Consider the following 15,245-nt stretch of genomic DNA (forward strand, 5'->3'; position numbering starts at 1 on the left):
CTACTCCAATCAGTTGCGGAACGGGAATTTGAACGCACGCAGCAGAGCGCGGCCTTCATCATCGTTCTTGGCAGTGGTGGTCAGGGTGATGTCCAGACCGCGGAGAGCATCGATCTTGTCGTAGTCGATTTCCGGGAAGATGATCTGCTCTTTAACGCCCATGCTGTAGTTACCACGACCATCGAAGGACTTGGCATTCAGGCCGCGGAAGTCGCGAACCCGAGGCAGGGAGATCGACAGCAGACGATCCAGGAACTCGTACATACGCTCACGGCGCAGAGTCACTTTGACACCGATCGGCCAACCTTCACGGACTTTAAAGCCAGCGATGGATTTCCGAGCGTAAGTCACAACGACTTTTTGACCGGTGATCTTTTCCAGGTCAGCAACAGCGTGCTCGATGACTTTTTTGTCACCGATCGCTTCGCCCAGACCCATGTTCAGGGTGATTTTGGTAACGCGCGGAACTTCCATCACGTTCGAAAGCTTAAGTTCTTCCTTAAGCTTCGGAGCGATTTCCTTCCGGTAAATCTCTTTTAGTCGTGCCATGGTCTTATCTACCTAGCAGTGTTCAAGCATCAACCGCTTTTTGGGTCGACTTGAAGACACGAATTTTCTTACCGTCTTCTACTTTGAAACCAACGCGATCAGCCTTGTTGGTTTCGCCGTTGAAGATGGCGACGTTAGAAGCGTGCAATGGCGCTTCTTTCTCGACGATACCGCCCTGTACGCCCGACGCGGGGTTTGGCTTGGTATGACGCTTGACCAGGTTCAGACCACCAATGACCAGACGGTCATCAGCAAGAACCTTCAGCACCTTACCGCGCTTACCTTTGTCTTTGCCGGCGATCACGATGATCTCGTCGTCACGACGAATCTTTTGCATGTCGGATCTCCTTACAGCACTTCTGGGGCGAGCGAGACGATCTTCATGAACTTCTCAGTACGAAGTTCACGGGTCACTGGCCCAAAGATACGGGTGCCGATCGGCTCTTGCTTGTTGTTCAGAAGAACAGCAGCGTTGCCATCAAAGCGGATAATGGAGCCATCAGCACGACGTACGCCGTGACGAGTGCGGACTACAACAGCAGTCATCACTTGGCCTTTTTTCACTTTACCGCGAGGAATTGCTTCCTTCACGGTAACTTTGATGATGTCACCGATACCAGCGTAACGACGATGGGAGCCACCCAGCACCTTGATGCACATAACACGGCGAGCGCCGCTGTTATCGGCCACATCGAGCATGGATTGAGTCTGAATCATATAATTTCTCCGACCCCTAGTCCTTAGACTTCCACAGCGCGTTCGAGAACATCAACCAGTGCCCAAGACTTGGTCTTGGCCAGCGGACGAGTTTCACGAATAGTGACTTTGTCGCCGATGTGGCACTGATTGGTTTCGTCGTGCGCGTGCAGCTTAGTCGAACGCTTAACATATTTACCGTAGATCGGGTGCTTAACGCGACGCTCGATCAAAACGGTGATGGTTTTGTCCATCTTGTCGCTGACAACACGGCCAGTCAGCGTACGGACAGTCTTTTCGGCTTCAGCCATGATCACTTACCTGCCTGCTGGTTGAGCACAGTCTTCACGCGAGCGATGTCACGCTTAACTTGCGAGAGCAGATGAGACTGCCCCAACTGGCCAGTTGCTTTCTGCATACGCAGATTGAACTGGTCGCGCAGCAGGCCGAGCAGTTGCTCGTTCAGCTGCTGTGCGGATTTTTCACGAAGTTCATTCGCTTTCATCACATCACCGTCCGTTTAACAAAGGCGGTGGCGAGCGGCAGCTTTGCAGCAGCCAGGGCAAAAGCCTCACGCGCCAGCTCTTCAGTTACACCCTCGATTTCATACAGGACTTTGCCTGGCTGAATCTGGGCTACCCAGTATTCCACGTTACCCTTACCTTTACCCATCCGAACCTCGAGAGGTTTTTTGGAGATCGGCTTGTCCGGGAATACACGGATCCAGATCTTGCCACCACGTTTTACGTGACGGGTCAGTGCACGACGCGCTGACTCGATCTGACGAGCGGTGAGACGACCACGAGCTACAGACTTCAGCGCGAACTCGCCGAAGCTGACTTTGCTACCGCGCTGAGCCAGACCACGGTTGTGGCCTGTCATCTGCTTGCGGAACTTCGTACGCTTAGGTTGCAACATTTGGCGTACCCCTTACTTAGCAGCTTTTTTACGAGGCGCTGGTGCTTGTGGTTTCAGTTCTTCTTGGCGACCACCAATTACTTCGCCCTTGAAGATCCAAACCTTTACACCGATCACACCGTAAGTGGTGTGAGCTTCGTAGTTGGCATAGTCGATGTCGGCACGCAGGGTGTGCAACGGCACACGACCTTCGCGATACCATTCAGTACGTGCGATTTCAGCACCGCCGAGACGACCGCTCACTTGGATTTTGATGCCCTTGGCACCAATGCGCATGGCGTTCTGTACAGCGCGCTTCATAGCACGACGGAACATTACGCGGCGCTCCAGCTGCTGAGCTACGCTCTGCGCAACCAGCATACCGTCGAGCTCCGGCTTGCGGATCTCTTCGATATTGATGTGCACAGGCACACCCATTTGCTTGGTCAGGTCCTGACGCAGTTTCTCAACATCTTCACCTTTCTTCCCGATAACGATACCTGGACGAGCGGTGTGGATGGTGATACGTGCAGTTTGGGCCGGACGATGGATATCGATACGGCTTACGGACGCGCTTTTTAGTTTGTCTTGGAGATACTCACGCACCTTCAGATCAGCGAACAAATAGTCCGCATAAGTCCGACCGTCTGCGTACCAGACGGAGGTGTGCTCCTTGACGATTCCCAGGCGAATGCCAATGGGATGTACTTTCTGACCCATCTCTTCGACTCCGTTACTTGTCAGCAACCTTGACAGTGATATGGCAAGACCGCTTGACGATGCGATCAGCACGGCCTTTGGCACGCGGCATGATACGCTTCAGCGAACGCCCTTCGTTGACGAAAACGGTGCTGACCTTCAGGTCATCAACGTCTGCGCCTTCGTTATGCTCGGCGTTGGCTACGGCCGACTCCAGCACTTTCTTCATGATCTCGGCGGCTTTCTTACTGCTGAAAGCCAACAAGTTGAGCGCTTCGCCCACCTTCTTCCCGCGGATCTGGTCGGCGACCAAGCGGGCTTTCTGGGCGGAGATTCGAGCGCCCGACAACTTAGCGGCTACTTCCATTTCCTAACCCCTTAACGCTTGGCTTTCTTGTCTGCCACGTGCCCACGATAAGTGCGGGTACCGGCAAACTCGCCCAGTTTGTGGCCGACCATGTCTTCGTTAACGAGAACTGGGACGTGCTGACGACCGTTGTGTACTGCGATGGTCAAACCGACCATTTGTGGCAGGATCATAGAACGGCGCGACCAGGTCTTAACTGGTTTGCGATCGTTCTTTTCCGCCGCCACTTCGATCTTCTTCAGTAGGTGAAGATCAATAAAAGGACCTTTTTTCAGAGAACGTGGCACTGTCGTATCCCTCTATTTACTTGCGACGACGGACGATCATTTTGTCGGTACGCTTATTACCACGAGTCTTCGCGCCCTTAGTCGGGAAGCCCCATGGCGATACCGGATGACGACCACCAGAGGTACGACCTTCACCACCACCGTGTGGGTGGTCAACCGGGTTCATGGCAACACCACGAACGGTTGGGCGAACGCCACGCCAGCGTTTGGCACCAGCTTTACCCAGCGAACGCAGGCTGTGCTCGGAGTTCGAGACTTCGCCCAGGGTCGCACGGCATTCAGCCAGTACTTTACGCATCTCACCAGAACGCAGACGCAGGGTCACGTAGACACCTTCACGAGCGATCAGCTGAGCCGAAGCACCAGCGGAACGAGCGATCTGTGCGCCTTTACCTGGCTTCAATTCGATGCCGTGTACGGTGCTACCAACTGGAATGTTACGCAGTTGCAGAGCGTTGCCCGGCTTGATCGGTGCCAGGGCACCTGCGATCAGCTGGTCGCCAGCACTCACGCCTTTAGGCGCGATGATGTAGCGACGCTCGCCATCTGCGTACAGCAGCAGAGCGATGTGAGCAGTACGGTTCGGATCGTATTCGATACGCTCGACAGTGGCAGAGATGCCATCTTTGTCGTTGCGACGGAAATCGACCAGACGATAATGCTGCTTATGGCCACCACCGATGTGACGAGTGGTAATACGACCATTGTTGTTACGACCACCAGTCTTCGATTTCTTCTCGAGCAGCGGTGCGTGAGGAGCGCCTTTATGCAGCTCCTGGTTGACCACCTTGACCACAAAACGGCGGCCAGGGGAAGTCGGTTTGCATTTAACGATTGCCATGATGCACCCCTTCCTTACTCAGCACTGCTGCTGAAATCGAGATCTTGGCCTGGCTGAAGGGAGATAACTGCCTTCTTCCAGTCATTACGCTTGCCCAGACCGCGAGCAGTGCGCTTGCTCTTACCCAGAACATTCAGGGTAGTAACACGCTCTACTTTCACGCTGAACAGGCTTTCGACGGCCTTCTTGATTTCCAGCTTGGTTGCGTCAGTTGCAACCTTGAAAACGAACTGGCCTTTCTTGTCAGCCAGAACCGTAGCCTTTTCGGAAACGTGCGGGCCAAGCAGAACTTTAAATACGCGTTCCTGGTTCATCCCAGCAGCTCCTCGAATTTCTTCACGGCCGACACGGTGATCAACACCTTGTCGTATGCGATCAGACTAACTGGATCGGAACCTTGCACGTCACGTACATCAACGTGTGGCAGGTTGCGAGCAGCCAGGTACAGGTTCTGATCAACAGCTTCGGACACGATCAGGACATCAGTCAGACCCATGCCGTTCAGCTTGTTCAGCAGATCTTTGGTTTTCGGCGCTTCAACAGCGAAGTCCTGAACCACGACCAGACGATCAGTACGCACGAGTTCAGCAAGGATGGAGCGCAGTGCTGCGCGATACATCTTCTTGTTGAGCTTCTGAGAGTGATCCTGCGGACGAGCTGCGAAAGTGGTACCGCCGCCACGCCAGATTGGGCTACGGATAGTACCGGCACGAGCACGGCCAGTACCTTTCTGACGCCAAGGGCGCTTACCGCCACCACGAACGTCGGAACGGGTCTTTTGCTGCTTGCTACCTTGACGGCCGCCGGCCATGTAGGCCACGACTGCTTGGTGAACGAGCGTCTCGTTGAATTCGCCGCCAAATGTCAGTTCGGAAACTTCGATCGCTTGAGCGTCATTTACATTTAATTGCATGTCAGCTTCCCCTTAACCGCGAGCCTTGGCCGCTGGACGTACAACCAGGTTGCCGCCAGTAGCGCCAGGAACAGCACCCTTGACCAACAACAGATTGCGTTCAGCGTCGACGCGCACTACTTCGAGGGACTGCACGGTCACGCGCTCAGCGCCCATATGACCGGACATTTTTTTGCCCTTGAATACACGACCAGGAGTCTGGCACTGGCCAATAGAGCCCGGGACGCGGTGGGAAACGGAGTTACCGTGAGTGTTGTCTTGGCCACGGAAATTCCAACGCTTGATCGTACCCTGGAAGCCTTTACCCTTGGACTGACCGGTTACATCAACCAGTTGACCAGCGGCGAAGATTTCAGCGTTGATCAGATCGCCAGCCTGGTAGTCGCCATCTTCAAGACGGAACTCCATGACAGTACGACCAGCTGCAACGTTTGCTTTAGCGAAGTGACCTGCTTGAGCAGCAGTCACACGCGAAGCACGACGCTCGCCGACAGTGACTTGCACTGCACGATAGCCATCGGTTTCTTCAGTTTTGAACTGGGTGACGCGATTCGGCTCGATCTCAATGACCGTGACCGGAATGGAGACACCTTCTTCGGTGAAAATACGGGTCATACCGCATTTACGACCGACTACACCAATAGTCATGTTGTAAACCTCATGAGTGTACGGGGCTTTCACCCGCTATGGCCGCCCATTTCAGAGCGTTACACGACTAAGACCCGAGTCTTAGCCGAGGCTGATCTGTACTTCCACACCGGCCGCCAGATCAAGCTTCATAAGTGCATCAACGGTTTTATCCGTTGGCTGGACGATGTCCAGAACGCGCTTATGAGTACGGATCTCGTACTGGTCACGCGCGTCTTTGTTGACGTGCGGGGAGACCAGAACGGTGAACCGCTCTTTGCGGGTAGGCAGTGGAATAGGACCACGCACTTGTGCCCCAGTACGTTTCGCGGTTTCCACGATTTCCTGGGTGGATTGGTCGATCAGGCGATGGTCAAAAGCCTTCAACCTGATACGGATTTGCTGATTTTGCATTGGATTTCAGACTCCGGCTGCTATTCCCACCGAGCGCACTGCGCCCGTTAAAAGGAGGCGCAATTCTATAGACGCCCCAGATAGGTGTCAACCCAATAAAAAAGCCCCCGCTGAGCGGGGGCTTTTCAAAGCATCGAAGCTATCTCAGAAGAGATGCTTACTCGATGATTTTAGCTACAACGCCAGCACCAACGGTACGGCCGCCTTCACGGATTGCGAAACGCAGACCGTCTTCCATTGCGATGGTTTTGATCAGGGTGACAACCATTTTGATGTTGTCGCCTGGCATTACCATTTCAACGCCTTCCGGCAGTTCGCAGTTACCAGTCACGTCAGTAGTACGGAAGTAGAACTGTGGACGGTAGCCTTTGAAGAACGGAGTGTGACGACCGCCTTCTTCTTTGCTCAGCACGTACACTTCAGCTTCGAACTTGGTGTGCGGCTTAACCGAACCTGGCTTGACCAGAACCTGGCCACGCTCAACGTCGTCACGCTTGGTACCACGCAGCAGAACGCCGCAGTTCTCGCCAGCACGACCTTCGTCGAGCAGCTTACGGAACATTTCAACACCGGTGCAGGTGGTGACGGTAGTGTCACGCAGACCAACGATTTCCAGTGGATCTTGAACCTTGACGATACCGCGCTCGATACGACCAGTTACAACAGTACCGCGACCGGAGATCGAGAATACGTCTTCGATTGGCATCAGGAACGGCTTGTCGATAACACGAACTGGATCTGGGATGTAGCTGTCCAGAGTCTCAACCAGTTTACGAACGGACGTGGTGCCCATTTCGTTATCGTCTTTACCTTCCAGAGCCATACGAGCAGAACCGATGATGATCGGAGTGTCGTCGCCTGGGAAGTCGTAAGTGCTCAGCAGATCGCGCACTTCCATCTCAACCAGTTCCAGCAGCTCAGCGTCGTCTACCAGGTCTGCCTTGTTCAGGTAAACCACGATGTACGGAACGCCTACCTGACGGGACAGCAGGATGTGCTCACGGGTTTGTGGCATCGGACCATCAGCGGCCGAGCAAACCAGGATTGCGCCGTCCATCTGGGCAGCACCGGTGATCATGTTCTTCACATAGTCGGCGTGACCTGGGCAGTCAACGTGAGCGTAGTGACGGATCAGCGAGTTGTATTCAACGTGCGCGGTGTTGATGGTGATACCACGAGCTTTTTCTTCTGGTGCGCTGTCGATTTTATCGAAATCAACGATTGCGGAACCGAATACTTCGGAGCAAACGCGAGTCAGAGCAGCAGTCAGAGTGGTTTTACCATGGTCAACGTGACCGATAGTGCCAACGTTGACGTGCGGTAGGGAACGATCAAATTTTTCTTTAGCCACGACAATTAACTCCTTGCCTAAAGGACTGAATCAGCCTTGTTTTTTGGATACAGTTTCAGCGATGTGCGCCGGAGCTGTGTTGTATTTTTTGAATTCCATAGAGTAGCTTGCGCGACCCTGGGACATGGAGCGAACGTCGGTCGCATAACCGAACATCTCACCCAACGGAACCTCGGCGCGAATCACTTTGCCGGAAACCGTGTCTTCCATACCCAAGATCATGCCGCGACGACGGTTAAGGTCGCCCATGACATCACCCATATAGTCTTCAGGTGTAACAACTTCTACCGCCATGATTGGCTCAAGCAACTCACCACCGCCCTTCTGGGCCAGTTGCTTGGTTGCCATGGAAGCAGCCACCTTAAACGCCATCTCGTTGGAGTCGACGTCGTGGTAAGAACCGTCAAAAACGGTTGCTTTCAGGCCGATCAGCGGATAGCCGGCAACAACACCGTTCTTCATCTGCTCTTCGATGCCCTTCTGGATAGCAGGGATGTATTCCTTAGGAACCACACCACCTACTACTTCGTTCACGAATTGCAGACCTTCCTGACCTTCGTCAGCAGGAGCAAAACGGATCCAGCAGTGACCGAACTGACCACGACCGCCGGACTGACGAACGAACTTGCCTTCAATTTCACAGTTCTTCGTGATGCGCTCACGATAGGAAACCTGAGGCTTACCGATGTTGGCTTCGACGTTGAACTCACGGCGCATCCGGTCAACCAGGATGTCCAGGTGCAGCTCGCCCATGCCGGAGATGATCGTTTGACCAGTCTCTTCATCAGTCTTGACGCGGAAAGATGGATCTTCCTGAGCAAGCTTGCCCAGAGCGATACCCATTTTTTCCTGGTCATCCTTGGTCTTAGGCTCTACGGCAACCGAGATAACTGGCTCCGGGAAGTCCATGCGAACCAGGATGATTGGCTTAGCAGCGTCGCACAAAGTCTCACCAGTGGTGACGTCCTTCATGCCGATCAGGGCCGCGATGTCACCAGCGCGCACTTCCTTGATCTCTTCGCGGGCGTTTGCGTGCATTTGCACCATACGACCCACACGCTCTTTCTTGCCCTTGACCGAGTTGATCACGCCGTCGCCGGAGGCCAACACGCCCGAGTAAACGCGGACGAAAGTCAGGGTACCCACGAATGGGTCGGTAGCGATCTTGAACGCCAGAGCCGAGAACGGCTCGCTGTCGTCAGCATGACGCTCCATCTCTTCTTCCTCGTTATCAGGGTTGGTACCCTTGATAGCAGGAATGTCGGTTGGAGCAGGCAGGTAGTCGATCACGGCGTCGAGAACCAGGGGAACACCCTTGTTCTTGAAGGAAGAACCGCAAACAGCCAAGACGATCTCACCAGCGATAGTACGCTGACGCAGAGCAGCCTTGATTTCCACGTTGGTGAGTTCTTCACCTTCGAGGTACTTGTTCATCAGCTCTTCGCTGGCTTCGGCAGCAGCCTCAACCAGGTTGTTGCGCCACTCGTCAGCCAGTTCCTGCAGTTCTGCAGGGATAGGCTTGCGAACAGGAACCATGCCTTTGTCGGCGTCATTCCAGTAGACCGCTTCCATGGTGATCAGATCGATCTGACCCTGGAAGTTGTCTTCGGAACCGATAGCCAATTGGATTGGCACCGGAGTGTGACCCAGACGCTGCTTGATCTGACCGATCACGCGCAGGAAGTTGGCACCAGCACGGTCCATCTTGTTTACGTAAACAAGACGTGGAACACCGTACTTGTTGGCTTGACGCCATACGGTTTCCGACTGAGGCTCAACACCCGAAGTACCGCAGAACACAACGACGGCGCCGTCGAGTACACGCAGGGAACGCTCAACTTCAATAGTGAAGTCAACGTGGCCCGGGGTATCGATTACGTTGAAGCGGTGCTCGTCCTTGTACTGCTTGGCAGAACCTTTCCAGAAGGCGGTAATAGCAGCAGAAGTAATGGTAATACCACGCTCCTGCTCCTGAACCATCCAGTCTGTGGTCGCGGCGCCATCATGCACCTCGCCCATTTTGTGACTTTTGCCGGTGTAAAACAGTACGCGCTCGGTGGTGGTGGTTTTACCAGCATCCACGTGAGCAACGATACCGATGTTACGGTAGCGGCTAATCGGAGTAGTACGAGCCATAAAGCCCTCGCAAAATTAGTGAAGCTAAGATTAGAAGCGGTAGTGCGAGAAAGCTTTGTTAGCTTCAGCCATACGGTGCACGTCTTCACGCTTCTTAACAGCAGCACCTTTACCTTCAGCAGCGTCCAACAGCTCGCCGGCCAAACGCAGAGCCATAGACTTCTCACCGCGCTTACGGGCGAAGTCTACCAACCAGCGCATTGCCAGGGCGTTACGACGGGACGGGCGAACTTCGACCGGAACCTGGTAAGTAGCACCGCCTACACGGCGCGACTTCACTTCGACCAGCGGAGCGATGGCGTCGAGAGCTTTCTCGAAGATTTCCAGGGGGTCGCTGTTCTTGCGTTCTTTAACCTTTTCCAGCGCGCCATAAACGATACGCTCGGCAACGGCTTTCTTGCCGCTTTCCATCACGTGGTTCATGAACTTGGCCAGGATTTGGCTTCCGTATTTTGGATCGTCAAGCACTTCGCGCTTGGCTGCTACGCGTCTTCTTGGCATGGATAAGCCCTCAAACGGTCTTCAGGTTCGTTCGGAATCGGTGCCCTTGCGGGACGCCTCCGACCTTACTCTTATCGACTCAGAAAATAAGATGATTCAGTTTACAAAAAGCCGCTACTACTTAGGCTTCTTGGTACCGTACTTCGAACGACCCTGGTTACGACCTTTAACGCCGGAAGTATCCAAGGAGCCGCGTACGGTGTGGTAACGAACACCTGGCAAGTCTTTTACACGACCGCCGCGGATCAGTACCACGCTGTGCTCTTGCAGGTTGTGGCCTTCACCGCCGATGTACGAGGAAACCTCGAAACCGTTGGTCAGGCGCACACGGCATACTTTACGCAGTGCCGAGTTAGGTTTTTTCGGCGTAGTGGTATACACGCGAGTGCATACGCCACGACGTTGCGGGCAGTTCTGCAGCGCAGGTACGTCGGATTTCTCGACGATACGCTTACGCGGCTGACGTACCAGCTGGTTGATAGTTGCCATCTACTAGCTCCACTGTTGTCTTGCGACGCTATTGTCTTGCAAGAAAAGCAAAATGGCAGGAACGAATTCCCGCCAAATTTAGGGGTACAAGAGTCTAAAGAGGATCTTGCCCCCAGTCAAGGCAAGGCCCCGACCTCCCCCTCCATCGAAACCCGACAAAACTGTCTTGTTCCGACGAACGGGGCTGCCAGGGCCCGGACTTATTTATCGCAGAACTCAGTTACCGCTAGAGTTCAGCGCTTCGGTCAGTGCAGCTTCCACTTCACTGGCGCTTACGCGCAGCGGCTTGTCGAGTTCACGGCGACGCTTGCGCTCGCTGTGGTAGGCCAAGCCGGTACCGGCCGGGATCAGACGACCCACAACCACGTTTTCTTTCAGGCCGCGCAGGTAATCGCGCTTGCCGGTTACCGCCGCTTCGGTCAGTACGCGAGTGGTCTCCTGGAAGGAGGCCGCCGAGATGAACGATTCGGTGGACAACGACGCCTTGGTGATACCCAGCAACACGCGAGTGAACTTGGAAACAAATTTCTCTTCGGTTGCCAGACGCTCGTTTTCTACCAGTACGTGAGTCAGTTCCATCTGGTCGCCCTTGATGAAACTCGAATCGCCGGATTCAGCGATTTCAACTTTACGCAGCATCTGACGCAGGATGGTCTCGATGTGCTTATCGTTGATCTTCACGCCTTGCAGACGGTAAACGTCCTGGATCTCGTTAACGATGTACTTGGCCAGCGCACTCACACCCAGCAGACGCAGGATGTCGTGTGGATCGCTCGGGCCGTCGGAGATAACTTCGCCGCGGTTTACCTGTTCGCCTTCGAAGACGTTCAGGTGACGCCACTTCGGAATCAGCTCTTCATACGGATCGCTACCGTCGTTCGGGGTAATGACCAGACGGCGCTTGCCCTTGGTCTCTTTACCGAACGCGATGGTGCCGCTGACTTCAGCCAGGATCGACGCTTCTTTCGGACGACGAGCTTCGAACAAGTCGGCAACACGCGGCAGACCACCGGTGATGTCACGGGTCTTCGAAGTTTCTTGCGGGATACGCGCGATAACATCACCGATCGCGATCTTCGCACCATCCGCCACACCGACCAGGGCGTTGGCTGGCAGGAAGTACTGAGCGATAACGTCAGTGCCTGGCAGCAACAGATCCTTGCCGTTGTCATCGACCATCTTCACGGCAGGACGGATGTCTTTACCGGCAGCTGGACGATCTTTGGCGTCGAGGACTTCAATGTTGGTCATACCGGTCAATTCGTCAGTCTGACGCTTGATCGTGATGCCTTCTTCCATGCCCACGTAGGTCACGGTACCTTTCATTTCGGTAACGATTGGGTGAGTGTGCGGATCCCACTTGGCCACGATTGCGCCAGCGTCGACCTTGTCACCTTCTTTAACCGAAATCACAGCACCGTACGGCAGCTTGTAACGCTCACGCTCACGACCGAAGTCATCAGCGATCGCCAGCTCACCGGAACGGGACACAGCAACCAGGTGGCCATCCACTCGCTCAACGTGTTTGAGGTTGTGCAGACGGACAGTACCGCCATTCTTCACCTGAACGCTGTCAGCTGCGGAGGTCCGGCTTGCCGCACCACCGATGTGGAACGTACGCATGGTCAGCTGGGTACCCGGCTCACCGATGGACTGGGCAGCGATAACGCCGACCGCTTCACCGATGTTCACCTGGTGACCACGAGCCAAGTCACGGCCGTAGCACTTGGCGCAGATACCGTAGCGAGTTTCGCAGCTGATCGGCGAGCGAACAATCACTTCGTCGATGCTGTTGAGTTCGATGAACTCGACCCACTTCTCATCCACCAGGGTGCCGGCAGGAACGATGATTTCCTCGGTACCTGGCTTGAACACATCACGGGCGATAACACGACCCAATACGCGCTCACCCAGCGGCTCTACAACGTCACCGCCTTCAATGTGCGGAGTCATCAGCAGGCCGTGCTCGGTGCCGCAATCGATCTCGGTTACAACCAGATCTTGTGCAACGTCTACCAGACGACGAGTCAGGTAACCGGAGTTAGCGGTTTTCAACGCGGTATCCGCCAGACCTTTACGAGCACCGTGAGTAGAGATGAAGTACTGAAGTACGCTCAAACCTTCACGGAAGTTCGCAGTAATCGGCGTTTCGATGATGGAGCCGTCCGGCTTGGCCATCAGGCCACGCATACCGGCGAGCTGACGGATCTGCGCAGCAGAACCCCGTGCGCCCGAGTCGGCCATCATGTACATCGAGTTGAAAGACTCTTGATCGACTTCGACGCCATGACGGTCGATGACTTTCTCTTTCGAGAGGTTGGCCATCATCGCCTTGGAAACTTCGTCGTTGGCCTTGGACCAAAGGTCGATCACTTTGTTGTACTTCTCGCCCTGGGTTACCAGGCCGGAGGCGTACTGGCTCTCGATCTCTTTCACTTCATCAGTGGCAGCACTGATGATGCGGGCTTTTTCATCCGGGATAACGAAGTCGTTAACACCGATGGAAACGCCGGAAATGGTCGAATAAGCAAAACCGGTGTACATCAACTGGTCAGCGAAGATCACGGTCTCTTTCAGACCAACCACGCGGTAGCATTGGTTGATCAGCTTGGAGATCGCCTTTTTCTTCATCGGCAGGTTGACGACGTCGTACGACAGACCTTTTGGCACAACCTGGTACAACAGCGCACGGCCGACAGTGGTGTCGACGATACGGGTGTTGCTCACGCTGCCGCCGTCACGGTCGTTGACCGTTTCGTGGATGCGCACCTTGACCTTGGCGTGCAGTGCGGCTTCGCCAGCACGGAACACACGGTCAACTTCTTGCAGGTCAGCGAACACACGACCTTCGCCCTTGGCGTTGATCGCTTCACGGGTCATGTAGTACAGACCCAATACAACGTCCTGCGACGGAACGATGATTGGCTCACCGTTGGCTGGCGACAGGATGTTGTTGGTCGACATCATCAACGCACGCGCTTCCAACTGGGCTTCCAGTGTCAGCGGTACGTGCACGGCCATTTGGTCGCCGTCGAAGTCGGCGTTGTACGCAGCACAGACCAGAGGGTGCAGCTGGATAGCCTTACCTTCGATCAGTACCGGTTCAAACGCCTGGATACCCAGACGGTGAAGGGTCGGTGCACGGTTGAGGAGGACCGGGTGTTCGCGAATCACTTCAGCGAGAACGTCCCAAACCTCTGGCAGTTCGCGCTCGACCATTTTCTTGGCCGCTTTGATGGTGGTCGCGAGACCGCGCATTTCCAGCTTGCCGAAGATGAACGGCTTGAACAGCTCAAGAGCCATCTTCTTAGGCAGACCGCACTGGTGCAGACGCAGGGTCGGGCCTACGGTAATTACCGAACGACCGGAGTAGTCAACACGCTTACCGAGCAAGTTCTGACGGAAACGACCTTGCTTACCCTTGATCATGTCAGCCAAGGATTTCAGAGGACGCTTGTTGGAACCGGTAATAGCGCGGCCACGACGGCCGTTGTCGAGCAGGGCATCGACCGCTTCTTGCAACATACGCTTTTCGTTGCGCACGATGATGTCCGGAGCGGACAGATCAAGCAGGCGCTTCAAGCGGTTGTTACGGTTGATCACGCGGCGGTACAGGTCGTTGAGGTCGGACGTCGCGAAACGACCACCGTCCAGCGGTACCAGCGGACGCAGGTCTGGCGGCAGAACCGGCAGAACGGTCAGCACCATCCACTCTGGCAGGTTGCCGGAACCCTGGAAGGCTTCCATCAACTTCAGACGCTTGGACAGTTTCTTGATCTTGGTTTCGGAGTTGGTTTGCGGAATTTCTTCACGCAGGCGGCCAATCTCGTGTTCCAGGTCGATAGCGTGCAGCAGTTCGCGGACAGCTTCAGCACCCATGCGGGCATCGAAATCGTCGCCGAACTCCTCCAGCGCTTCGAAGTACTGCTCGTCGTTGAGCAGCTGACCCTTTTCAAGGGTGGTCATGCCTGGATCGATAACGACATAGCTCTCGAAGTAGAGAACGCGTTCGATATCACGCAGGGTCATGTCCATCAGCAAGCCGATACGGGACGGCAGCGATTTCAGGAACCAGATGTGGGCAACCGGCGAAGCCAGCTCGATGTGCGCCATACGCTCACGACGAACCTTGGCCAGCGCAACTTCAACGCCGCACTTCTCGCAGATCACACCACGGTGCTTCAAGCGCTTGTACTTACCGCACAGGCACTCGTAATCCTTTACCGGGCCAAAGATCTTGGCGCAGAACAGGCCGTCACGCTCAGGTTTGAACGTACGGTAGTTGATGGTTTCCGGCTTTTTAACTTCACCGAACGACCACGAACGGATCATCTCAGGCGATGCCAATCCAATACGGATGGCGTCGAACTCTTCGACTTGACCCTGGTTTTTCAGCAAATTCAGTAGGTCTTTCAAGGCCTTTCCTCCTGGCGGAGCAGAGAGCGGGCTAAACAGCCCCGCTCTCGATTCGCGTCACG

At 54.9% G+C, this 15,245-nt stretch carries 19 protein-coding genes; all 19 read right to left on the reverse strand.

The genetic code is table 11. The features are described 5' to 3' along the window. Positions 1–9: 9 nt before the first annotated feature. The 19 genes from rplE to rpoC all read right to left on the reverse strand — a co-directional run bounded on the left by rplE (position 10) and on the right by rpoC (position 15,183). Positions 10–549, reverse strand: coding sequence for a 50S ribosomal protein L5 (rplE, locus tag ACO77H_RS24850; protein WP_003210069.1), 540 nt, complete (start codon positions 547–549; stop codon positions 10–12). 22 nt (positions 550–571) lie between these two features. Beyond that, positions 572–886, reverse strand: a complete 315-nt coding sequence (rplX, locus tag ACO77H_RS24855) for a 50S ribosomal protein L24 (protein ID WP_029299388.1) — start codon at positions 884–886, stop codon at positions 572–574. A gap of 11 nt (positions 887–897) precedes the next feature. Further along, positions 898–1,266: a 50S ribosomal protein L14 gene (gene rplN / locus ACO77H_RS24860; protein WP_002555479.1), complete on the reverse strand. Its 369-nt coding sequence runs from the start codon at positions 1,264–1,266 to the stop codon at positions 898–900. 23 nt (positions 1,267–1,289) lie between these two features. Then, positions 1,290–1,556, reverse strand: coding sequence for a 30S ribosomal protein S17 (rpsQ, locus tag ACO77H_RS24865; protein WP_003176419.1), 267 nt, complete (start codon positions 1,554–1,556; stop codon positions 1,290–1,292). Between the two features lie 2 nt (positions 1,557–1,558). Next, positions 1,559–1,750: a 50S ribosomal protein L29 gene (gene rpmC, locus ACO77H_RS24870; protein ID WP_002555481.1), complete on the reverse strand. Its 192-nt coding sequence runs from the start codon at positions 1,748–1,750 to the stop codon at positions 1,559–1,561. Beyond that, a complete protein-coding gene (gene rplP / locus ACO77H_RS24875; RefSeq protein ID WP_003232424.1) occupies positions 1,750–2,163 on the reverse strand; it encodes a 50S ribosomal protein L16 in 414 nt (137 codons plus the stop codon). The genes rpmC and rplP overlap by 1 nt, the downstream gene beginning before the upstream one ends. A 12-nt stretch (positions 2,164–2,175) precedes the next feature. Beyond that, positions 2,176–2,862 (reverse strand): 30S ribosomal protein S3, encoded by a 687-nt coding sequence (gene rpsC, locus ACO77H_RS24880; RefSeq protein ID WP_003176422.1) that lies wholly within the window; start codon positions 2,860–2,862, stop codon positions 2,176–2,178. A 13-nt stretch (positions 2,863–2,875) separates the two neighbouring features. Continuing rightward, complete coding sequence (gene rplV / locus ACO77H_RS24885) at positions 2,876–3,208, reverse strand: 50S ribosomal protein L22 (protein ID WP_003103908.1); 333 nt, start codon at positions 3,206–3,208, stop codon at positions 2,876–2,878. An 11-nt stretch (positions 3,209–3,219) separates the two neighbouring features. After that, on the reverse strand, positions 3,220–3,495 hold the full coding sequence (gene rpsS / locus ACO77H_RS24890) for a 30S ribosomal protein S19 (protein ID WP_002555486.1): 276 nt from the start codon (positions 3,493–3,495) through the stop codon (positions 3,220–3,222). 16 nt (positions 3,496–3,511) lie between these two features. After that, entirely contained in the window at positions 3,512–4,336 is an 825-nt protein-coding gene (gene rplB, locus ACO77H_RS24895; RefSeq protein WP_003176423.1) for a 50S ribosomal protein L2, read from the reverse strand. 14 nt (positions 4,337–4,350) lie between these two features. After that, the gene (gene rplW / locus ACO77H_RS24900) at positions 4,351–4,650 is read right to left on the reverse strand and encodes a 50S ribosomal protein L23 (protein WP_002555488.1); all 300 of its coding nucleotides are present in this window, start codon (positions 4,648–4,650) and stop codon (positions 4,351–4,353) included. Continuing rightward, positions 4,647–5,249, reverse strand: a complete 603-nt coding sequence (gene rplD / locus ACO77H_RS24905; RefSeq protein ID WP_057438746.1) for a 50S ribosomal protein L4 — start codon at positions 5,247–5,249, stop codon at positions 4,647–4,649. The genes rplW and rplD overlap by 4 nt, the downstream gene beginning before the upstream one ends. Positions 5,250–5,261: 12 nt before the next feature. Continuing rightward, on the reverse strand, positions 5,262–5,897 hold the full coding sequence (rplC, locus tag ACO77H_RS24910) for a 50S ribosomal protein L3 (protein WP_003194649.1): 636 nt from the start codon (positions 5,895–5,897) through the stop codon (positions 5,262–5,264). Positions 5,898–5,978: 81 nt separating this feature from the next. Continuing rightward, a complete protein-coding gene (rpsJ, locus tag ACO77H_RS24915) occupies positions 5,979–6,290 on the reverse strand; it encodes a 30S ribosomal protein S10 (RefSeq protein WP_003186070.1) in 312 nt (103 codons plus the stop codon). A gap of 157 nt (positions 6,291–6,447) precedes the next feature. Next, entirely contained in the window at positions 6,448–7,641 is a 1,194-nt protein-coding gene (tuf, locus tag ACO77H_RS24920; protein ID WP_003176426.1) for an elongation factor Tu, read from the reverse strand. 30 nt (positions 7,642–7,671) lie between these two features. Next, complete coding sequence (gene fusA, locus ACO77H_RS24925) at positions 7,672–9,777, reverse strand: elongation factor G (RefSeq protein WP_029299268.1); 2,106 nt, start codon at positions 9,775–9,777, stop codon at positions 7,672–7,674. Positions 9,778–9,807: 30 nt separating this feature from the next. After that, complete coding sequence (gene rpsG / locus ACO77H_RS24930) at positions 9,808–10,278, reverse strand: 30S ribosomal protein S7 (RefSeq protein WP_002555493.1); 471 nt, start codon at positions 10,276–10,278, stop codon at positions 9,808–9,810. A 117-nt stretch (positions 10,279–10,395) separates the two neighbouring features. After that, positions 10,396–10,767, reverse strand: coding sequence for a 30S ribosomal protein S12 (gene rpsL / locus ACO77H_RS24935; protein ID WP_002555494.1), 372 nt, complete (start codon positions 10,765–10,767; stop codon positions 10,396–10,398). A 216-nt stretch (positions 10,768–10,983) separates the two neighbouring features. After that, entirely contained in the window at positions 10,984–15,183 is a 4,200-nt protein-coding gene (gene rpoC, locus ACO77H_RS24940) for a DNA-directed RNA polymerase subunit beta' (RefSeq protein WP_169951377.1), read from the reverse strand. Positions 15,184–15,245 lie beyond the last annotated feature (62 nt).

The organism is Pseudomonas sp. WMBT8 (assembly GCF_050916005.1).
Classification (GTDB): Bacteria; Pseudomonadota; Gammaproteobacteria; order Pseudomonadales; family Pseudomonadaceae; genus Aquipseudomonas.